An 18,969-nucleotide genomic window follows, 5' to 3' on the forward strand; every position below is an offset into this window, starting at 1 on the left:
CGGCCCTCAGGCAGCCCGAAGCCGATCATCAGGCAGACATTGCACCGAACCCATCAGAGCGCCAGAAATCGGAGGGTTCTTGCGGGTGTCCAGCTAGCGGCTAAATTTGCGGAAGTATTATCCCTCCGATTGCGGAACTTTGATCCCGGAATCCAAAAATCCCAATCAAACGATTTCAATGACTTAGGGTTTCTTTTGCGGAAACACTATGCCTCTCTCTTCAGTTGGTGAAGATCGCAAAGTTGTGCCTTTTGGAGCCAAAGTCGTGTTTTCGAGCGCGACCGCCTGAGGCTGGATCGGGCTCCAAGTCCGAACCGATGGGCGTCTAGAAATCAGATGGCGGCGAGCTTCGGCTCGCCGCCAAAGCACGGCTTGAACAAAACGGGATCAGAGTGAGGCGAGCGGAGAGGCTTGGGACCCGGGAAGCCTTCGCCGCCGACCAGCCCCTCCCGGCCGAGCCGGCAGAACCAGCGATAGGCCAGGCCCAGATACACGTCCTCGCACCGGCGCCGCCCGGAGCGGATGCCGTGGCAAGAGCCGATGAGCAGCACCCGGATCATCAGCTCGGGATCGACCGAAGGCCGGCCGATCGCGCGGCAAAATGGTCGCAAATGCGCGCAGATCTTAGCGATCAACGAAACGGTCGATGGAGCGGGCCCAGTGATCAGCCGGGCCATGCCGGTCCAGGCTGAACTCGTAGACCGGAGCCTCTTGCCCCACCCGCCGCTCGCCCACCATCGCATCGCCCTCCGTCAGGACGACTGGGTCAGCACTTCACGCTGACGGCCATGCCGACTTTTTCAACGACATCGGCGCGGCTCAGCCACGCGGCAACGCCAGTGAGAGCGGGCGCCCCGTAATCTTGCGGCAACGGATCTGAACGATAGCGCGGCGGATGAACGCCTCTCCTTTTCGACCCGTCCGTTTCCTCCGCCCGCATCTTGCCGTCTTGGTCGCAGCGCTGGCGCTCGCCTCCTGCCGGGGCGAGCAGCCGCCTGCGCGCGAGGCCCCGGCGGAAGTCTCGGTCGTCGAGCTCAAGGCCGAGCCTGTCGTCGTCGCGGATCTGCTGCCCGGTCGGGTCTCGGCCTATCGCGTCGCGGAGATCCGGCCGCAGGTCGGCGGCATCATCCGCCATCAGCTGTTCCGTCAGGGCGGCGATGTCGCGGCCGACGAGCCCTTGTTCCAGATCGATTCAGCCGTCTTCGCGGCCGAAAAGGCGATGGCGGCCGCAGCCCTTCAGCGGGCGGAATCGGTTCTCGGTCGCGCGGACATTCAGGTCCGGCGAATCGAAGCGCTGCTGAAGACCCAGGCAGCCAGCCAGCAGGCGCATGACGATGCGGTGGCGATGCGTGCGCAGGCGGCGGCCGACGTCGCGCGGAGCCGTGCCACCCTCGAGCGCCGGCAACTCGATCTCGGCTTCGCGACGATCCGCTCGCCGATCGCGGGCCGGATCGATCAGGCGCTCGTCACGGAAGGCGCGCTGGTGGCTGTCGGCGGTACCTTGCCTCTGGCGATCGTGCAGCAGATCGACCGCGTTTATGTCGATCTGCGCCAACCAGCGCGCCGCCTCGACGAGTTGCGAGAACTTGCCCGCACCGGCAATCGCGATGACGGCCCTGCCGTGGAGATCCTTTCGGCCGACGGCGAGGCTTACCCGGTCACCGGCAAGCTGCTGTTCTCCGGCATCGCGGTCGATCCAGGGACGAGCGAAGTCCTTGTGCGCGTCGAAGTTCAAAATCCCGGTCATGTTCTGCTGCCGGGCATGTTCGTGCGCGCGCGGCTGCCGCGGGAGAAGCATCCCGACGCTTTGCTGGTGCCGTTGCAGGCCGTGAGGCGCGACGGCAACGGCACGGCGCGCGTCGCGCTCGTCGCGGCCGATAGCCGGGTGCGCCTGCACAAGGTCGAGACCGGCGTGGAAATCGATGGGCGCGTCGTGGTCAAGAGCGGGCTCGGCGAAGGCGACCGGGTGATCGTCGAAGGACAGGATCGCGTCCGGTCGGGTGCGCCGGTCAAGCCGGTGCCGTGGCGGGCCGAGCAGTTCGCCGATGCGGAGCCGCTGCGCTGATGGCCCGCTTCTTCATCGACCGGCCGGTCTTCGCCGGGGTGATCGCGCTCGTGATCGCGCTCGCGGGTCTCATCGCGATCCCGCAACTGCCCACGGAGCGCTACCCGGCGATCGCTCCGCCGAGCGTCAGCATCTATGCAAATTACCCCGGCGCTTCTCCGCAGGCGATGAACGACGGCGTGGTCAGCCTGATCGAGCGCGAGCTGTCGAGCGTGCGCAATCTGCTTTATTTCGAAAGCTCGACCGATCTGACCGGCACCGCGACGATCACGGCGACGTTCAAGTCCGGCACCCAGTCGGACCTGGCGCAGGTCGATGTCCAGAACCGCCTGAAGACGATCGAGCCACGCCTGCCGCAGACGGTCCGCCAGCTCGGCCTGACGGTCGAAGCGGCGGCGTCGGGCTTCCTGCTCCTGCTGGACATCGAATCCCGGGACGGCAAGTCCGACGAGGTGACGCTCGGGGACTATGCCGTGCGCAACATCGCCGACGAGCTCAAGCGGGTGCCCGGTGTCGGGCGCGTCCAGCTCTTCGCCACGGAGCGGGCGATGCGGATCTGGATCGATCCGGCCAGGCTTGCCGCCCACGCGCTCACATTCGGAGATGTGACGGCCGCGCTGGCGCAGCAGAACGTGCAGATCGCTCCAGGCGCTATCGGCGCCGAGCCAACCACCGCGGCCCAGCGCGTGACCGTGCCGCTCAGCATCGACGGGCGGTTGCGGACGCCGGACCAGTTCAAGGCGGTGGTCATGCGGGCCAATGCCGATGGGTCGAGCCTGACGCTGGGGGATGTCGCCAGGGTGGAGCTCGGCGCGCAATCCTACGCGTTCTCCACGCGCTCGAATGGAAAGCCCGTCGCAACGCTCGCGGTGCAACTCGCGCCCGGCGCCAATGCGGTCGCCACGTCATCGGCGATCGCCGCGCGGATGGCCGATCTCGCCAGGGCGATGCCCCAGGGCATGAGCTATTCGATCCCCTTCGACACGGCGCCCTTCGTGCGCCTGTCGATCGAGAAGGTGCTGGTTACGCTCATCGAAGCGATGGCGCTCGTTTTCCTGGTGATGCTGCTGTTCCTGCAGAAACTGCGCTACGCGGTGATCCCGGCCATCGTCGCGCCGATCGCGCTGCTCGGCACCTTCGCGGTGATGCTCGCTGTGGGCTATTCGATCAACATGCTGACCATGTTCGGCATGGTGCTGGCGATCGGCATTATCGTCGACGATGCGATCGTCGTCGTCGAGAATGTCGAGCGCATCATGGCCAAGGAAGGGCTCGGCCCGCGCGAGGCCACGCGCAAGGCCATGACCGAGATCACCGGAGCAGTGATCGGCATCACGCTCGTGCTCTCGGCCGTCTTCATGCCCCTGGCGCTGGCCAGCGGCTCCGTCGGCGTCATCTATCGTCAGTTCGCGCTCGCCATGGCGGTCTCGATCCTGCTTTCGGCCTTTCTGGCTTTGACGCTGACGCCGGCGCTTTCCGCGACCATGCTGAAGCCGGTGCACGGCCATGGCGAGAAGAGAGGCTTCTTCGGCTGGTTCGACAGGCATTTTGTCCAGCTGACCAGCCGTTACGCGCGCGCTGTCGCATGTCTGGTTCAGCGCCCGCTGCGCATGATGGCTGGCTTTGCGGCCATCGCCGCCCTGCTGGGCCTGGGCTTCGCGAAGCTCCCTTCGGCCTTTCTGCCGGAAGAGGATCAGGGCTATTTCCTGACCTCGATCCAGCTCCCCGCCGACGCCACTGCCAACCGCACGCGCCAGGCTGTCGAGGCGATCGAGCGGCACAACGCCTCGCGCCCGAGCGTCAGACACACCGAGAGCATTATGGGGTACGGGTTCTCGGGCTCGGGCGCCAATGCGGCGATGATCTACACCATGCTCAAGGACTGGAAAGAGCGACCGGGCACGAGCGCCGCCGACGAGGTCGCGCGGGCGAACGCAGCCGCGAAGTCGATCCGCGAGGGCAGCGCGACCAGCATGCTGCCGCCCCCGATCGACGGGCTGGGCACGACCTCCGGCTTCGCCCTGCGGCTCGAGGACCGGGCCGGCCGTGGCCCAGCTGCGCTGGCCGCGGCCCAGGCCCAGCTTCTGGCCGCTGCGGCCCGCAGCCCGGTCCTGTCCGGGGTCTATCAGGAAGGATTGCCGCCCGGCAGCAGGCTTGCGGTGGCGATCGATCGGCTGAAGGCCCAGGTGCTGGGCGTCTCGTTCCCGGTCGTTGCCGAGACCTTGAGCGCCGCGATGGGCTCGGCCTATGTCAACGACTTTCCCAATCTCGGCCGGATGCAGCAGGTCATCGTCCAGGCGGAGGCGACGGCGCGGATGAGCCTCGACGAGGTTCTCCGCCTTCGCATCCGCAATGCCGCGGGCGGTTTGGTGCCCCTGTCCGAGCTCGTCACCACATCCTGGGAGCAAGGCCCGCTCCAGCTCGTGCGCTACAACGGCTATCCGGCTGTGCGGATCACAGGGGCCGCCGCCCATGGCCGCTCCAGCGGCGAGGCCATGCGCGAGATGGAAAGACTGGCGAAGGAGCTGCCGGCGGGCTTCGCGATCGAGTGGACCGGCCAGTCTCTGGAAGAGCAGCAGGCCGGCGCTCAGGCGCCGCTTCTGCTCGGCCTGTCCATGCTGGTCGTCTTCCTGGTGCTCGCTGCGCTTTACGAGAGCTGGTCCGTGCCGGTTTCGGTGCTGTTGGCGATCCCGCTCGGCCTGGTCGGGGCGGTGGCAGCGGTGATGCTGCGGGAATTGCCGAACGACGTGTTCTTCAAGGTCGGACTCGTCACCATCATCGGCCTGTCCGCCAAGAATGCCATCCTGATCGTCGAATTCGCCAGGTCGGGACACGCGCGAGGCCTAAGCGCAGCCGAGGCTGCCGTCGAGGCGGCGCGCCTGCGGCTGCGCCCGATCGTGATGACCAGCCTCGCCTTCGCGCTCGGCATCGTGCCGCTGATGATTGCCAGCGGGGCTGGCAAGGAGACGCAGCAGTCGATCGGCACCGGCGTCTTCGGCGGCATGATCAGCGCGACCCTGCTCTCGATCGTCTTCGTCCCCGTCTTCTTCGTCGTGGTCGTCAGGCTGGTCGAGAGGCTCCGCCGCGGCGGGAGAATGCCGTCCGACAGGCAGCAAGTTCAGGGCGGCGGGCCTTCAGCACGGTAGGCGCAGGCGTCTGCGGCAGCGTCGCCCTGCGCTGGCCGAGCCGCTACGGGGCGTGGCGGGGACCGGTGAGGAGATACGCCGACGACCGACACCGCCTCAAGATTGTGTGTGCGATGCCGGCGAGCAGTCAGGGCGGGAAAGCTTGAGGCTCCTGGCCTTTCACGGGCCGCGAGCCATCAGCTTCTCGAATTTGAACATGCCCTCCTCTTCCGGAGGCCAAGGCATATCGGGGCGGTTGGGGTCGGGATATCCGGCGTGATAATAGGCGACGATTTTGAAGCCACATACATTGACGTAGAAATGGATGTTTCGCTTCTCGAAATAGGGGGTCTGCGTCGTCCAGACCTTCGTCTCCGGGTATCGGGCCTCGATCGCAGCCCAGGCTCGCCTGCCGATGCCGCGGCCATCCTGGCCAACCGCGACATAGAACAGGTCGAGCGAGTTCTCTCCGGTCGCAGGATTGATCGAGACGACGGCTCCCCCGACGCGGCGTCCCTCCTCGAGGACATGAACCACCTCGGCGCCCGGCGCGCCGAATGACTTCCAGACGTCCTCATCCGAAGGGATCGGGCCATCCGGAAGAGAGCCGATTTCGGAGATCACGGCGATCGAGAAGGCCTTCTGCAGGTCTTCCTTGAATTGATTCAGGTCTTCGGCAGATGCACGCTCAAGTGTGATCCGATGTCCGTCCATGGTCTCGGCAAGTCCTTCCGTGGGTGTGTGCTCACATGCGAAGTCATGGCGCGTGGAAGAGCGCGACGAGCATCAGGGGGCCGATGAAGAACCCGAACATGAAGCTCGATGCGAGAACGATGCGCAGGAGCAATGGGAGGCGCTCGTTGTTCTGGGACGGCAACGTCCTGTTTCCTCGAATCGTGTTCGGAATAACGATGTGCATGGCGCCGCAGGAAGCGCTCCGCCGTTGCAGCAACATTACGGTCTCGCTCGCCTCACGCTCTCGACGGTCCGGCGCGCTCCGTAATCCTGGTGTAAGGGTGAAGGCCAAGAAGCGCCTCACAACGGAGGATGGTCGTCTGTGCGCCTGCTGGTCATCGAGGATGATGCCGATCTCGGCCCCTGGCTTCGCGAGACGCTGGAGCAGGCGCTCGGCGGCGCCGATCTCGTCGCGACGCTCGACGAGGCGCGCGCTGCGCTGCAGGTGCGGCCCTTCGACCTCGTCGTCATGGATCGGCGCATGCCCGATGGCGACGCGATCGACCTCGTCTCGATGCTGCGCCGGTTGACTCCGCGGCCGAGCATTCTGGTGCTGACGGCGCTCGACGACCCGAACGACATCGCCAGGGCGCTGGACGCCGGCGCGGACGATTATCTTGCAAAGCCCTTCGAGCCGGTCGAGCTGATCGCGCGCGCCCGGGCGGTGTTGCGGCGAAACCAGCTCGATCAGAAAGGCATCACGAGCGTCGCCAACCTTCGTTTCGACATGCCTGCCCGAGCAGCCTATATCGACGACCAGCCGCTGGTTCTGCCGCGCCGCGAACTCGCGCTGCTCGAAGCACTGATGCGGCGAGCCGGCCACGTCGTCCTGCGCGAAAGCTTGGAGAACGCCGTCTACGGCTTCGACGACGAAATTCAGTCCAACGCGATCGATGCCCACCTATCCCGGCTGCGCAAGCGCTTGCGGGAGCATGGATGCCTGGCCGAAATCAAGCCGCTGCGCGGAATCGGCTATCTGATGACGGACGGAGCATGAAGCGCAGGAGCCGGTCGATCGCCGCCTCGGCGGCCATGCTGCTGGGCGGCCTGATCTCGGCCCTTCTGTTCTGCCTCTTCATGGGGTTCATCGCCTTCTACGGCGATGATGGCGGTGTCGCGCAGTTCGATATCGCGAGCGAGATCAGACGATCCATCCGGAAGGATGCCTCGGGGAAACCGAGCGTGACGCCGACGCCTGCATTGCTCACCTATCAGCGACAGTTTCCCCAGCTCTGGTACCAGATCAGCACGCCCGAGGGGGACGTCGCCTATGGCGAGGTGCCCCCACGGGTCCTGGCGGGTCAGACGATCCGGGATGTGCCGGCGCCCCGTTCGGCCTACCGTGTGAACGGGAAGGATCTGACCCTGGAGGCCTCGGCCCGTGCCGGCGACGCGCCCGATATCCTGATCGAGCTCGGAGGAGCCGTCTACAGTCGCACGGAGGTGATTTTCTCACTGCTGAGAGAGCCTGACATGACGTCGACGATGCTCGGCGCGGTCCTGCTGATCATCATCCTGACGACGATCCTCGTGGTGCCGACCCTCATCGTGAGGCCTGTCCGCCGCGCTGCCGCAGCAGCCGAGGAGATCGGAGCCAAAGAAGGCGCGAGGCTGCCGGTGACGGAGCAGCCTGCCGAGCTGCGCCCCTTGGCCCTCGCGTTCAACCGTGCCTTGGACCGGATCGATGCGGCGACGGCCGAGCAGCGGCGCTTCCTGTCGAATGCGGCGCACGAACTGCGCACGCCCCTGACGCGGCTGCGGACCCGGCTCGAACGGGTTCAGGACCAGGAGATCAAGGCGGAGCTCGTCGGTGAGCTGCAGTCGCTGTCGGGAACGGTGACGATGTTGCTGCAGCTGGCGCGCCTCACCTCGCAGCCGACGGAAATGGCGCCTCTCGATCTCGTCGCCATAGCCCGTACGGCAGCGGCCCGCGAAGTGCCGACCGCACTGTCCGCCGGTATCGATCTCGAATTCAGGGGCGAAGGACAAGTCACGGTTTCCGGCTCGGCGCAGGCGATCGGGATCGGCCTGTCCAATCTCCTGCGCAATGCGATCCAGCACGGAGGCGCCGGGGGTCGCGTGATCGTCGAGGTTGCTCCGACCGGCCGGGTCTCGGTAGTCGATTTCGGCGCCGGCATCGGCAAGGCCTATGACGGACGCGCCATCATCGAGCCCTTCGCGCGCGGGAAGCAGGATGGAAGCGGGACCGGCCTCGGGCTCGCGATCGTCGCGCAGATCGCTGCGCTGCATGGCGCAAGTCTCGCGCTCGACGAGACCCCAGGCGGCGGAACGACCGTCAGCCTGACGTTCCCGCCGATGGCCGCGGCAGTGTAATGCAGGGGTAATCCTGGAAGCGAAGATGGCGCCTGTCACCAAGACGACAGGTCCTTTCATGCAGATTTCGTTCAAACCTCTCCTCGGCATGGCGCTCGTCGCCAGCCTGGTCGCCTCCGCCGGCGCGCAGGCCGGCCCGCGCCGAAACAATTTCGTCGCCGGTGCCCTTGCGGGTGCGGCGGTGGGCGCGCTGGCCGGGTCGGCCTTCGCCGCAGGACCGCCCCCGCCGGTCTATGTCTACGGCGCTCCACCGGCCTGGTATCCCGATCCGCCGCTGCGGCCCCGCTTCGAGATCGATCACGACTGGGACGATCACGACGACGACTGGGACGACTGAAGTCCTGCGTCGACGCTGCGCCACCTCAGATCGTCCAGGCCTGCGCCGCGCCCATGCTGGCCCTAGCGTGGACGCAGGCGGACAACCCTCCCGACATAGCGACACCATGCCTGCGCCATTCGACGTTTCTTCCCAGCGCTTCGGCGCCGGCACGCCGCATCTTCTCGAGGAGGTGGTCCGGCTGCTGCGGCCGTTCTGGCGGCTCATCGTGATCTCGACCGCGGCGGGCGGCGCCGGTGGTCTCGCCATGGCCTGGGCTCTGTCGATCATCAACGGGGCGCTTCTCTCGGAGACGTCGACAGGAATTCTCCTGGGGCTGGCTGGCCTGTGCGCGCTCAGCCTCGCCGGTCAGCTCATATCGGGCATCGGCAACAGCCTGCTCGGACAGCGGATCGTCGCCCGGCTGAGGCAGGATGTCAGCGCACGCATCCTGCGCGCGCCGCTCTCCCAGATCGAGCAGATGAAGAGCCCCCGGCTCCTGGCCGTGCTCAACGGAGACGTCGACAAGATCGCCGAACTCGGCAATCACTTCGCAGGTTACACCACCGCATTCGCGATCGTCATCGGCTGCCTGGGCTATCTTTTCCAGCTCTCCGTCCCGATGGCCTGCTTCGCGCTCCTCCTCGCGCTGCTCGGCGGTGTGCTGAACCATTTCGCGATGCGGCAGTGGCTCGTCCGCTTCGATGTGGCGCGCGACCTGGAGGACCAGCTTCAGCGGCATTATCGAGCCATCATCGACGGCGCCAAGGAGCTGCGCCTGAATCGTGCCCGACGTCTGCGCCTCCAAACAAATGGGATCGGCGACACCACGAATCGCATCGCCGACAGCAACGGCCGTGCCTTCGCGATCTTCTGGGCAGCCGATACGATCAGCATCGCGCTGATCTTCGTCTTCATCGCCGCCGCGCTCGCGCTCAGGCCGCATCTCGGCATTCCGAACGAAGCCGTCACCGGCTTCATCATCGTCATGCTTTTCGCCAAGGGGCCGATCGAGGAACTCGCGAGCGCGCTGCCCGTCTTCAGCCAGGCCCAGATCGCGTTCCGGCGCATCAGCTCGCTGAGCGCGAGCCTGTCCGCGGGCGGCGAGGACGGTGCCAGCGATGCTCCGCGCGCGAGCCTGCGCTTCCAGCATTCAATCACGCTGGAAGCGGTGAAGCACAGCTTCGCCGATACAGGCCCGGCGGATGCCTTCATTCTGGACATCCCGCGGCTCGACATCCCGCGTGGCGAGGTCACCTTCATCGTCGGCGGCAACGGCAGCGGCAAGACGACCTTGATCAAGATACTGCTCGGGCTCTATCAGCCGCAATCCGGTCGGGTCCTTTTGGATGACGAACCCATCTCCGCCGCCGAATGCGAGGGCTATCGCCAGCTCTTCTCATCCGTCTTCACCGATTATCACCTCTTCGATGAGGTGATGGCTTGTGCGGGCGGCGAGGCGCGCGTGAACGCCTGGCTTCAGCGACTGGACCTGTCGGCAAAAGTCGATTTCGCCGATGGGCGCTTCTCGACGACCGACCTCTCGACCGGGCAGCGCAAGCGGCTGGCCTTCATCCAGGCGGTGCTGGAGGATCGGCCGATCCTGATGTTCGACGAATGGGCCGCCGACCAGGACCCCGAGTTCCGCCGGCTCTTCTACCGTGTCCTGCTGCCGCAGCTTCGCGATGCGGGCAAGACGGTGATCGCCGTCTCGCATGACGATCGCTATTTCGATGCCGCCGACCGCATCGTCCATATGGCAGGTGGGCGGATCGTCCGCATCGAGCAGAGCAGCCGCGGCAAGTCCGGAACTCACGCCTTCGCTCCGGTGGACTCGTAATGCTCGCGTAATCAGCGCGGGCAAGATGCGCCTGGGTCCAGAAGGGCTGATTCCTTGGGACCCAAGCCGCCGACCATCAGTGCCCGCGCTTGGGACCTATGCACCATGCCGAGATCGCGTCCGCGAGACAGCATGGCACAGCGATCGATCAGACGACGATGTTCAAGAATCTTCCCACGCGCGGCTGCCCTGATGTTGCTGGCTCAAGCCCGTCGGCCAGGCGGGGCGCCCTCAGGCTGGGGGCTGCTTCGCGCGCCGTCGCCTCGACCGGCTTGATCCTTTTGTGCCTGGCGAGTTGCTCGACGATCGAGCCGGTCGTCGCCACGTCGCCGGATTTGCCCGCCAGCTACGCAAATGCGGATCTCGGGCCCCGGCGCGACATGAACCGTTGGTGGCGCGGCTTCCGGGATCCGGTTCTGGACCGGCTGGTGGAGCGGGCCCGCAGCCAGAACCTGTCGATCGCGCAGGCCCAGGCGCGCCTTGCGGCCGGCCGCCGCCAGTCCAGCGCAGCGCCCTCGCTGTTCCTCCCATCCGTTGGCGGAAGCGGGCAGGCGCTCGCCGGCAACTCGCGCGAGCAGATCGAGGACCCGCTCCGGCGCCCGCTGCTGGCGGGTTTCGATACGAGCTGGGATGCGGGCTTGTTCGGCCTGGCCGAAAACACCGAAAAGGTGGCGGCAGCGTCGGCAGCCATCGCGGGCGACGAGCTCGACGCGGTCCGCATCGCCGTCACGGCGGAGGTCGCAGCCAGCTATATCAGTCTGCGCTCGGTCCAGCGCCAGATCGAGCTGACATCCGCGCTGGCCGCGGTGCAGGAGCGGGCGGCCCAGTTTGCCCGAAGTCGGGCCCGAACAGGCATCAGCGCGGCTGGCGAAGACGCCAGCGAAGTCGCTGTGCTCGACCAGGCCAGAAGCGATCTTTCAAGGCTCGAGGCCCGCGCTTCGGCGCTGCGCCAGCAGATCGCGACCCTCGTCGGAGCTTCGGCGGCCGACGCGGCCTTGAACCGAGCTGCGCCTCAACCGATGCTCCAGCGGATCCCCGCGGCCGGCCGCCCCGCCGACCTCTTGCGCGCGCGGCCCGACGTGCGCGCAGCAGAGCATCGCGTCCTGAAGGCGGCCGCAGAGGTGGGCATCGCGAAGGCGGACTTGTACCCGCGACTGCGCCTGGGCGGGACGATCGGCCTCGGTGGCCCGTCGCCGACGTCCCCCTTCGGACTTGCCGGCGGGCCTTCGCTCCAAATCCCGCTCTTCGATTACGGGCGGCGCGAGGCTGCCCTGCACGCCCGCCGTGCCCTGGTCGAAGAAGCCCTTGCATCCTACCGGCAGACCGTGCTCACCGCCTATCAGGAAGCCGCCGCCGCGCTCGGCGAACTGCGGGCGGCCCGCGAAAGCCGGAAGCAGCTGAGTACGACCATTGAGGCACAGCGGCGCAGCGACCGCCGCCTGCGCGTGCTGCGTCGGGAAGGCCTTGCGGATGTCGGCAGGCTCGCGGAGTCGGAAGCCGGCATGGTGGCACTGCAGCGCAAACTCGTGGCGCAGCAGGAGGCCGAGGCGCTCGCCTTCGTGACCCTCTACAAGGCGCTCGGGGCCGCGGCCGAGGGCGAGAGCGCCTGATGGCGGTTGCGCTCGCCCGCAAATCTCTGCTGCACGACTGGCGGCGGTTCCTGCCCGCCATCATGTCGGTCGGCTTCTCGGGCGTCTTGATCATCGTCCAGGGCGCGCTGCTGCTCGGTATCGTCGGCAGCAACGCGCTGCCGGTGACCCAATCGCGCGCCGATCTCTGGATCGGCTTTCCGGGCACCCAGAGTGCCGATCTTGGCCGCAGTATCGACGCCGGCGTCTCCGCCGAGCTTCTGGTCGATCCGCGGATCAGGCGCATCGAGCCTCTGCTCATGGGCGCAGGCGACTGGCGCGGCTCTCGTGGCGGCGGGGTCAGCGTCACGCTGATCGGCATCGATGCGCGCCCGGATGCGCTGGGGCTGGCGCGGTCCGTGCCGCCCGCCGTGCGTGCGCTTCTGGAGGAACCGGCCACCATCCTGGTCGATGACGGCGACCTGGACAAGCTCGCCACCGCGATCGGCGAAGCCGCCGAGATCAACGGGCATCGCGTCCGGGTGGTCGGGACGATGCAGGGGATGCGGGCGATGGGCGGCGTGAACATCGTCGCCTCGCTGGCGACGGCAAGGACGCTCGACCGCTCGCTGGCGGCCCCCGATAGCGTCACCTATTACCTGGCCGGGCTGTGGGCGTCCGACCAGGCGAGAGCGGTTCGCGCCAGGCTGTCGAAGCCGGACACGAGGAGCCGCTTCGAGATATGGACGGCGGCGGATCTGGCCGGCCGCTCGGTGCGCTACTGGCTGCTCGAATCGGGGGCCGGCATCGGCTTCGTCTTCGCCACCGCCATCGCACTCCTGGTCGGAACGCTGATCACCAGCCAGACCCTGATGGCCGCCGTCGCAGCCTCGACCCCGCAATACGCCACGCTGCGGGCGATCGGCGTCGCCTTTCCGAAGCTGCGCCTCATCGTTGTCGAGCAGGCAGGCTGGGTCGGTGCGATCGGGCTTGCGCTTGGTCTGACCGGCAGCCTTCTCGCGGCCGGGCTCGCCCGGCTGAACGGCATTCCATTCGCGCTCGGGCCCGGAATCATGGCCCTCTCGGGAGCGCTTGTCCTCGCAGTGGCACTGCTCGCGGGCGTGCTTGCGCTTCGGCGGCTGCGCCATGCCGACCCGGCGGCCCTGCTGAGATGACCATGCCGCCTTCGCTCAGCGTCAGCGCGCTGTCCAAATCCTATGTCGTTCAGGGCATCCGGACGCAAGCGCTGAGTGATGTCTCGCTCTCGGTCGACCCCGGCGCGCTGTCACTGATCAGCGGGCCGTCCGGTTGCGGGAAAAGCACCTTGCTTTCGCTGATGAGCGGCTTGTCACGGCCGGATCGCGGGGCCGTCCATGCGCTCGGAATCGGGCTCGGAACCCTGGACGACGCAGCGCGCGACGCGTTCCGGCTGGCGCATTGCGGCTTCGTCTTCCAGGGCTTCAACCTGTTCCCGGCGCTCGATGCCTGCGAGCAGGTGCAGCTGGTGCTCGACTATCAAGGCGTGCCCGACGGTGAAGCGCGCCGGCGCGCGCGCGAAGCCCTGGAGCTCGTCGGGCTCGGCCGCCGCAGCCATCTGCGCCCGGCGGAACTATCGGGCGGCGAGAAGCAGCGCGTCGCCATCGCGCGCGCCATCGTCAAGCAGCCGCGGCTGCTCTTCGCCGACGAGCCGACCAGCGCCCTCGACAGCGTCAACGGCGCCGTCGTCACGACGCTTCTTCGAGACATCGCCCATCGCAGCGGCGCCATCGTCGTCTGCGTCTCGCACGACCCGCGCCTGATCGCGCGCGCCGATCGCGTCATCGAGATGGAAGACGGGCGTCTTCTTCGCGACAGCCGCGATCCTTGCAGCCCCCGAAGATTGGAGACATCCCGATGAAGCTTCCGCCTCTCGCTGCAGCCGCCTCGGTCGCGCTCGCGCTCGCTATCGCGGCGGCCGGCGTCGTCATGCTGACCGACAGCAGCCAGGCCGACGCCGACGCCCAGCCGGCGGGGGTCTCGCCGATCATCGCGGCCGCTCGGGGCCGTGTCGACATCGATGGCGGCCTCTCGCGCGTGCTGGCCACGCGCGACGGCTCGGTGAAGGAGGTGCTGGTCACCGAGGGGCAGCATGTCGAGGCGGGAGAGGTCCTCGCGAGGCTCGATGCGGACGCGGCCGAGTTCGCCGCAGCCGCGGCTGAAGCCGCACTCCAGGAGGCGAAAGCCCGTCAGGTCGCGCTGGAAGCCCGCAAAGCGGTGCAGACGCGTCTGCTCGACCGGATGCGCCGTGCTGCGAAGGAGCAGGCGGTCTCGCCCCAGGCCCTTGACGAAGCGGAAGCGGCCATGGCCACGCTCCAAGGCGAGCTGCGCAGTGCGGCAGCAGGAACGTCGCTCGCGACCGCCAGGCGCGACGCCGCCCGCTATGAGGTCGAGCGCAGGCAGGTCCGCACCGCCTTGGCCGGACGCGTGGCGCGTCGCTCGATCAAGCCCGGAGACGTGGTTTCCGCCGCCGCGCTGACGGAGATGTTCGTCATCATCCCCGCTGCACCGCACGTCGTTCGCGCCGAGATCCAGGAGAATTTCGTCCGGTTGGTGAAACCCGGCATGACGGCCGACATCGTCTCCGAGAGCGACGAACGCATCAGCACAGCCGGAAAAGTCGTCAGGATCGGCAGCTTCCTCGACGCACGCCGGGCCGGCGAGAGCGGCACCGAACGGGCCGATGTCCGCGTCGCCGAAAGCATCCTGCAGATCGACAACGCGGATGCCTTTCTCATCGGCCAGCGCGTCTATGTCCGTTTCCACAGTCCTTAAGGCCACCTGACGGCCCGATGGACGCCGCCCGGGCTCCTCTAAGCACGAACGCGGCTCTGCATGCGTCTTCCGAGGCCCGCTTCCAGGTTCATCCGCGCAAATCTGGCACCGAGCGAAGCCAGGTGAAGCTGATGGCGCCGCGGATCCGCGGGCTCGGCCCGATCCGGCGCGGGGCGAGGAAGGCCGTGAACTCACGGACCTGCCGGACGCAGTCGCGCTGCGGATGCTCGCCAAACCGGCGGATGGTCATGTCCTCGATCATCCGCTGTTGCCGACACTGCGCCAACTTCGGCAAATGGCGCGTCCCGACAATTCTTCCGCGCTGACGCGACGCATGCCTCTGGCCGGAGTCGAGTTTTATCATTAAATGCGCATAGGCGCATATCCGGATTTCATTATGGTCGGTCTCTCCACCTTCCTGTCTGCCTTGTCGGAACCCACGCGGCTGGGGGCGATGCGCCTGCTGGCCGATGGGCGGGAGCACTGCGTCTGCGAGTTGATGGAGCTCCTGAGCGCCACGCAGTCGCGCATGTCGCGGCATATGGCGGCGCTCAAGGCCGCGGGGATCGTGACCGACAGGCGTGACGCGCAATGGGTGCGCTACCGGCGCAACCCCGATCTGGCGCCGGAACTCGACGCAATCCTGAATGCCGTCGTGGCAGCCGGCGATGCGCGCGAAGCCGCCATCCAGTCCTCGATCGGCGGACAACGGAAGGACGCAGCATGACCGCCGATGCCGCCACGATGCGCGGGGACAGGCCCCCGGAACCGAGTGCGCTGGCCTGGATCGGCGGTGTCCTGGCCTTCGTCGCGCTCTGGTTCCTGGCCTACGGACAACTCGTCCCGTTCTCGGAATGGGCGGCGACACAGCTGCCCCTGACGCCGGGAACCCAGGCCTTCGAGGCCGTCAGATTCTTCCTTTATGACACCCCCAAGGTGCTGATGTTGCTGACGCTCGTCGTGTTCGGCATGGGCATGGTGCGCAGCTTCTTCTCGCCCGAACGGACGCGGGCGCTGCTGGCGGGGCGTCGCGAGGGCGTCGGCAACGTCGCTGCCGCGACGCTGGGGATCTTCACGCCGTTCTGCTCCTGCTCGGCGGTGCCGCTCTTCGTCGGTTTCGTCTCGGCGGGCGTTCCGCTCGGGATCACCTTCTCCTTCCTGATCGCGGCGCCGATGATCAACGAGGTCGCGCTCGGCCTGCTCTTTGCGCTGCTCGGCTGGAAGGTGGCGCTCACCTATCTCGCTTTCGGGCTCGGCGTCGCCATCCTGTCGGGCTGGGTCATCGGTCGGCTGGGTTTGGAGGGCTGGCTGGAGGAATGGGTGCGCGACGTGCGCCTGGGCGAGGTCGATCTGCCCCTCGACCGGCTGACGATCGTCGATCGGATCAAGGCGGGAATCGAGGCCGTCCGCGAGATCGTCGGCAAGGTCTGGCTCTGGATCATCGCCGGCATCGCGGCCGGGGCCTTCATCCACGGCTACGTCCCGGCCGAGCTGCTCGCGACCATCATGGGCAGGGATGCCTGGTGGTCGGTGCCCGCGGCCGTTCTCCTCGGCGTGCCGATGTATTCCAATGCCGCCGGGATCATCCCCGTCGTCGAGGCGCTGCTCGGCAAGGGCGCGGCGCTGGGAACGGTGCTGGCCTTCATGATGAGCGTGATCGCGCTCTCGCTGCCCGAAATGATCATCCTGCGAAAGGTGCTCAGCCTGAAGCTGATCGCCGTCTTCGCCGGCGTCGTGGCCACCGGCATCCTGGCCGTGGGGTTTCTTTTCAACCTTCTCTTCCCCTGACCGGAGGCTCACCGCCATGAAACACGTCAAAGTGCTCGGCCCTGGCTGCAAGCGTTGCCAGGCGACCGAAGAGATGGTGAGCGCGGAAGCCGCCCGCCTCGGCGTGCCCGTCACCGTCGAGAAGGTGACCGATTATGCCGCGATCGCCGGCTTCGGCATCATGTCGACGCCCGGCATCGTGATCGACGGCAAGGTCGTCCATGCCGGCGGTCTTCCCAAAGCGGAGGATGTCGCGAAATGGCTGACGGCGTGATGCTCGAATACCGGATCGAGGCGCGCCGCATCGATGCGCATGGCGCCGTGGCGACGACGAAGCAGGCCGAGATCGTGCTCGACACCGATCTTGCCGGACGACCGGACGCGTTCAATCCGGCGGAACTGTTGCTGGCTTCTGTCGCGGCCTGCATGCTCAAGGGCATCGAGCGGGTGACGCCGATGATCCGGTTCGAGTTGCGGGGCGTCGCGGTGGAACTCCACGGCGTTCGCCAGGACAGCCCCCCAAAACTGGTCAGTATCGACTATGAGCTCGTCATCGATACCGACGAAACCGATCAGCGCCTCGAACTGCTGCACAAGAACGTCCGCAAATACGGGACGATCTCCAACACGGTCGCCGAGGCTACGCGATTGCAAGGCCTCATCCGCAGAGCCGCGCCGTAGCAGGCCGAAGGCAGGCTTCGGGACGTCCCGCGATACCTCGTGCCGACATCTGGCCGACGTCGCTCGAACAGGAGAGTCTCCAATCGCTTGAACCCGTCCGGTTCTCAACGCCTTCGTCTGGACTTGCCGGTCCTCCTTCCGAGCCCCTGACGGAAGGACGCATGCGCCCCCTGATCGAGGCGTTGACGGGCCGGCAGCGCGCCTGTGAAGTCCATGTCGTGGCAGCGAGCGGCGAAGAACCGGCCAGGGTCTGCATCCACTCTGATCCCACAGCACTGGGCGTCAGCCGGGTTCGGGAGATCACGGAGGCGGCAGGCGCACGCGTCACCGAGCGATTCGGCCATCTGCTGCCCCGCTGAACTGCTCATGATCATGGGCCTCCGACAGCGGCTTCGCTGTCTCCGATAGCGCAAAGCCCGCGATCGGCTTCTCACGGACATTGATCAGACCGCATGACCGACGAGCGCGCCGATTGCCCATGTCGCAGCCATGGCGAAGGCGCCCCAGAACGTCACGCGGACGGTGGGCTTCAGCACTTCTGCCCCGCCGATGCGGGCTCCGATCGCCCCCAGCAGGCCCAAGCAGATGAGCGACCCGGCCGAGACGGCCCAGCTGATCAAGGCGGCAGGAACCATGACAGCGATAGCCAGCGGGACGGCCGCGCCGACCGCGAAGGTGGCGGCCGAGGTCAGGGCCGCCTGGACCGGCCGCGCGATGGTATGACCGGCGAGGCCCAGCTCGTCGCGTGAATGCGCCGCGAAGGCGTCCCTGGCCGTCATCTGCTCCGCGACCTGGCGGGCAAGGCCCGGCTCGACGCCGCGATCGACATAGATCTGCGTCAGCTCGTCGAGCTCGGCCTCGGGCTGCTCGGTGAGTTCGCGGCGCTCCCGGGCCATGTCGGCCTGTTCCGTGTCGGATTGCGAGCTGACGGAGACATATTCGCCCGCCGCCATCGACATCGCGCCGGCGACGAGCCCTGCCACGCCCGCGACCATGACCTCGTCGGCGCTCTTGGCCGCGGCTGCGACGCCGACCACCAGGCTCGCCGTCGAGATGATGCCGTCATTGGCGCCGAGCACCGCGGCACGCAGCCAGCCGATTCGTTCGACGAGGTGGTTTTCGCGGTGGAGCGAATGCATGGCGTCGGTCCTTCGGGTTCGCCGGAGGCGTCAGGCGGCCCCGGGAGGATGGGCGGGGCGTCGCAGAGGGCAGCGTCGGCCCGAGCGGCGGTCATGCGAAGCAGAGATGCCGGCCTCGCACCATGGGCCATGACGACATATCTTGGCCGATGGCGCGAGCCTTCTCTGACGAGAGAATGTCAGAGAAGGCTCAGTCGTCGTCGCCGTCCCGCGCGACGCGCTCCAGCGTCGCGGGATCGAATTTTGCCTTGACGCGGCGCCCCTCGGCGTCGATGGCCCGAACCTTGTAGCAGCCGTCATCGGTCTTGATCCGGCGGATGGTCCAGCCGTCAGCGCGCAGCTTTTCCACCAGCGCCGCGCGCGGCTTCCACTCCGCCATCGGCGCCGAACAGCGCTGCCCCGCAAGGGCGGGAGCGGCGTTGCCGACGAGAATCGTCAGCGCCACGATGGGCAGGATGGGCTTCATGGGATGTCTCCTCCCCCGCATCGCGGCGATGGCGCTTTCAAACACGCCAAGCTGACGCTGACCTGAATGAGGGATGCGATGGCGTTCAGCCCGCCGTCAGCTTCGTGCCATAAGCGGGTGAC

19 protein-coding genes and 1 pseudogene are annotated in these 18,969 nt (G+C 67.2%); 15 read left to right on the top strand and 5 right to left on the bottom strand.

Features of this window, described 5'->3' with window-relative positions; genetic code table 11:
* Window positions 1-437: 437 nt before the first annotated feature.
* Window positions 438-738 (bottom strand): annotated as a pseudogene (locus BW981_RS20440) (transposase); the annotation flags it as partial.
* A 157-nt stretch (window positions 739-895) separates the two neighbouring features.
* On the opposite strand from BW981_RS20440, the gene BW981_RS20445 reads away from it, so the two are divergent.
* Both BW981_RS20445 and BW981_RS20450 read left to right on the top strand, forming a co-directional pair.
* Window positions 896-2,065, top strand: a complete 1,170-nt coding sequence (locus BW981_RS20445; protein WP_076442578.1) for an efflux RND transporter periplasmic adaptor subunit — start codon at window positions 896-898, stop codon at window positions 2,063-2,065.
* Entirely contained in the window at window positions 2,065-5,211 is a 3,147-nt protein-coding gene (locus BW981_RS20450; RefSeq protein WP_076442580.1) for a multidrug efflux RND transporter permease subunit, read from the top strand. The genes BW981_RS20445 and BW981_RS20450 overlap by 1 nt, the downstream gene beginning before the upstream one ends.
* Before the next feature lie 159 nt (window positions 5,212-5,370).
* On the opposite strand, the gene BW981_RS20455 is transcribed toward BW981_RS20450, so the two are convergent.
* Window positions 5,371-5,904, bottom strand: a complete 534-nt coding sequence (locus tag BW981_RS20455; RefSeq protein ID WP_076442582.1) for a GNAT family N-acetyltransferase — start codon at window positions 5,902-5,904, stop codon at window positions 5,371-5,373.
* A 343-nt stretch (window positions 5,905-6,247) separates the two neighbouring features.
* Here BW981_RS20455 and BW981_RS20460 point away from each other — a divergent pair, with 343 nt between their 5' ends.
* The 8 genes from BW981_RS20460 (at window position 6,248) to BW981_RS20495 (ending at window position 14,794) form a co-directional block, all read left to right on the top strand.
* Window positions 6,248-6,922 (top strand): response regulator transcription factor, encoded by a 675-nt coding sequence (locus tag BW981_RS20460; protein WP_076442635.1) that lies wholly within the window; start codon window positions 6,248-6,250, stop codon window positions 6,920-6,922.
* On the top strand, window positions 6,919-8,259 hold the full coding sequence (locus tag BW981_RS20465) for a sensor histidine kinase (RefSeq protein WP_175624185.1): 1,341 nt from the start codon (window positions 6,919-6,921) through the stop codon (window positions 8,257-8,259). The genes BW981_RS20460 and BW981_RS20465 overlap by 4 nt, the downstream gene beginning before the upstream one ends.
* Before the next feature lie 58 nt (window positions 8,260-8,317).
* Window positions 8,318-8,596: a hypothetical protein gene (locus tag BW981_RS20470; protein WP_139333872.1), complete on the top strand. Its 279-nt coding sequence runs from the start codon at window positions 8,318-8,320 to the stop codon at window positions 8,594-8,596.
* 106 nt (window positions 8,597-8,702) lie between these two features.
* Complete coding sequence (locus BW981_RS20475) at window positions 8,703-10,415, top strand: cyclic peptide export ABC transporter (protein ID WP_076442588.1); 1,713 nt, start codon at window positions 8,703-8,705, stop codon at window positions 10,413-10,415.
* 98 nt (window positions 10,416-10,513) lie between these two features.
* Entirely contained in the window at window positions 10,514-12,025 is a 1,512-nt protein-coding gene (locus tag BW981_RS20480) for an efflux transporter outer membrane subunit (protein WP_083712537.1), read from the top strand.
* Window positions 12,025-13,158: an ABC transporter permease gene (locus tag BW981_RS20485; protein ID WP_076442590.1), complete on the top strand. Its 1,134-nt coding sequence runs from the start codon at window positions 12,025-12,027 to the stop codon at window positions 13,156-13,158. The genes BW981_RS20480 and BW981_RS20485 overlap by 1 nt, the downstream gene beginning before the upstream one ends.
* 2 nt (window positions 13,159-13,160) lie before the next feature.
* Window positions 13,161-13,880 carry an ABC transporter ATP-binding protein gene (locus BW981_RS20490; RefSeq protein WP_210188712.1) on the top strand — a complete coding sequence of 240 codons (720 nt, stop codon included), beginning with the start codon at window positions 13,161-13,163 and terminating at the stop codon, window positions 13,878-13,880.
* Window positions 13,877-14,794 carry an HlyD family efflux transporter periplasmic adaptor subunit gene (locus BW981_RS20495; protein ID WP_076442594.1) on the top strand — a complete coding sequence of 306 codons (918 nt, stop codon included), beginning with the start codon at window positions 13,877-13,879 and terminating at the stop codon, window positions 14,792-14,794. The genes BW981_RS20490 and BW981_RS20495 overlap by 4 nt, the downstream gene beginning before the upstream one ends.
* Before the next feature lie 88 nt (window positions 14,795-14,882).
* Here the strand turns inward: BW981_RS20495 and BW981_RS23190 are convergent, their stop codons facing one another.
* A complete protein-coding gene (locus tag BW981_RS23190) occupies window positions 14,883-15,056 on the bottom strand; it encodes a hypothetical protein (protein ID WP_175624186.1) in 174 nt (57 codons plus the stop codon).
* 135 nt (window positions 15,057-15,191) lie between these two features.
* On the opposite strand from BW981_RS23190, the gene BW981_RS20500 reads away from it, so the two are divergent.
* From BW981_RS20500 to BW981_RS20520, 5 genes are all read left to right on the top strand, one after another.
* Window positions 15,192-15,521 carry an ArsR/SmtB family transcription factor gene (locus BW981_RS20500; protein WP_076442596.1) on the top strand — a complete coding sequence of 110 codons (330 nt, stop codon included), beginning with the start codon at window positions 15,192-15,194 and terminating at the stop codon, window positions 15,519-15,521.
* A complete protein-coding gene (locus tag BW981_RS20505) occupies window positions 15,518-16,582 on the top strand; it encodes a permease (RefSeq protein ID WP_076442598.1) in 1,065 nt (354 codons plus the stop codon). Before BW981_RS20500 ends, BW981_RS20505 begins: the two co-directional genes overlap by 4 nt.
* Window positions 16,583-16,598: 16 nt before the next feature.
* Complete coding sequence (locus tag BW981_RS20510) at window positions 16,599-16,835, top strand: thioredoxin family protein (protein ID WP_076442600.1); 237 nt, start codon at window positions 16,599-16,601, stop codon at window positions 16,833-16,835.
* On the top strand, window positions 16,835-17,242 hold the full coding sequence (locus tag BW981_RS20515) for an OsmC family protein (RefSeq protein WP_139333876.1): 408 nt from the start codon (window positions 16,835-16,837) through the stop codon (window positions 17,240-17,242). Before BW981_RS20510 ends, BW981_RS20515 begins: the two co-directional genes overlap by 1 nt.
* Window positions 17,243-17,403: 161 nt before the next feature.
* A complete protein-coding gene (locus tag BW981_RS20520; RefSeq protein WP_076442604.1) occupies window positions 17,404-17,601 on the top strand; it encodes a hypothetical protein in 198 nt (65 codons plus the stop codon).
* 84 nt (window positions 17,602-17,685) lie between these two features.
* Here the strand turns inward: BW981_RS20520 and BW981_RS20525 are convergent, their stop codons facing one another.
* Both BW981_RS20525 and BW981_RS20530 read right to left on the bottom strand, forming a co-directional pair.
* Window positions 17,686-18,381 carry a VIT1/CCC1 transporter family protein gene (locus BW981_RS20525; protein ID WP_076442606.1) on the bottom strand — a complete coding sequence of 232 codons (696 nt, stop codon included), beginning with the start codon at window positions 18,379-18,381 and terminating at the stop codon, window positions 17,686-17,688.
* Window positions 18,382-18,571: 190 nt separating this feature from the next.
* The gene (locus BW981_RS20530; protein ID WP_076442608.1) at window positions 18,572-18,847 is read right to left on the bottom strand and encodes a PepSY domain-containing protein; all 276 of its coding nucleotides are present in this window, start codon (window positions 18,845-18,847) and stop codon (window positions 18,572-18,574) included.
* Window positions 18,848-18,969 lie beyond the last annotated feature (122 nt).

This window comes from Allobosea sp. TND4EK4 (assembly GCF_900156025.1).
GTDB lineage: Bacteria > Pseudomonadota > Alphaproteobacteria > Rhizobiales > Beijerinckiaceae > Allobosea.

Excerpts from the sequence above, each read along its gene's own strand:
- BW981_RS20445 (WP_076442578.1), top strand. The coding sequence starts at position 896 with ATGAACGCCTCTCCTTTTCGACCCGTCCGTTTCCTCCGCCCGCATCTT.
- BW981_RS20450 (WP_076442580.1), top strand. The coding sequence starts at position 2,065 with ATGGCCCGCTTCTTCATCGACCGGCCGGTCTTCGCCGGGGTGATCGCG.
- BW981_RS20455 (WP_076442582.1), bottom strand. The coding sequence starts at position 5,904 with ATGGACGGACATCGGATCACACTTGAGCGTGCATCTGCCGAAGACCTG.
- BW981_RS20465 (WP_175624185.1), top strand. The coding sequence starts at position 6,919 with ATGAAGCGCAGGAGCCGGTCGATCGCCGCCTCGGCGGCCATGCTGCTG.
- BW981_RS20470 (WP_139333872.1), top strand. The coding sequence starts at position 8,318 with ATGCAGATTTCGTTCAAACCTCTCCTCGGCATGGCGCTCGTCGCCAGC.
- BW981_RS20475 (WP_076442588.1), top strand. The coding sequence starts at position 8,703 with ATGCCTGCGCCATTCGACGTTTCTTCCCAGCGCTTCGGCGCCGGCACG.
- BW981_RS20480 (WP_083712537.1), top strand. The coding sequence starts at position 10,514 with ATGCACCATGCCGAGATCGCGTCCGCGAGACAGCATGGCACAGCGATC.
- BW981_RS20485 (WP_076442590.1), top strand. The coding sequence starts at position 12,025 with ATGGCGGTTGCGCTCGCCCGCAAATCTCTGCTGCACGACTGGCGGCGG.
- BW981_RS20490 (WP_210188712.1), top strand. The coding sequence starts at position 13,161 with ATGCCGCCTTCGCTCAGCGTCAGCGCGCTGTCCAAATCCTATGTCGTT.
- BW981_RS20495 (WP_076442594.1), top strand. The coding sequence starts at position 13,877 with ATGAAGCTTCCGCCTCTCGCTGCAGCCGCCTCGGTCGCGCTCGCGCTC.
- BW981_RS23190 (WP_175624186.1), bottom strand. The coding sequence starts at position 15,056 with ATGATCGAGGACATGACCATCCGCCGGTTTGGCGAGCATCCGCAGCGC.
- BW981_RS20500 (WP_076442596.1), top strand. The coding sequence starts at position 15,192 with ATGGTCGGTCTCTCCACCTTCCTGTCTGCCTTGTCGGAACCCACGCGG.
- BW981_RS20505 (WP_076442598.1), top strand. The coding sequence starts at position 15,518 with ATGACCGCCGATGCCGCCACGATGCGCGGGGACAGGCCCCCGGAACCG.
- BW981_RS20510 (WP_076442600.1), top strand. The coding sequence starts at position 16,599 with ATGAAACACGTCAAAGTGCTCGGCCCTGGCTGCAAGCGTTGCCAGGCG.
- BW981_RS20515 (WP_139333876.1), top strand. The coding sequence starts at position 16,835 with ATGCTCGAATACCGGATCGAGGCGCGCCGCATCGATGCGCATGGCGCC.
- BW981_RS20520 (WP_076442604.1), top strand. The coding sequence starts at position 17,404 with ATGCGCCCCCTGATCGAGGCGTTGACGGGCCGGCAGCGCGCCTGTGAA.
- BW981_RS20525 (WP_076442606.1), bottom strand. The coding sequence starts at position 18,381 with ATGCATTCGCTCCACCGCGAAAACCACCTCGTCGAACGAATCGGCTGG.
- BW981_RS20530 (WP_076442608.1), bottom strand. The coding sequence starts at position 18,847 with ATGAAGCCCATCCTGCCCATCGTGGCGCTGACGATTCTCGTCGGCAAC.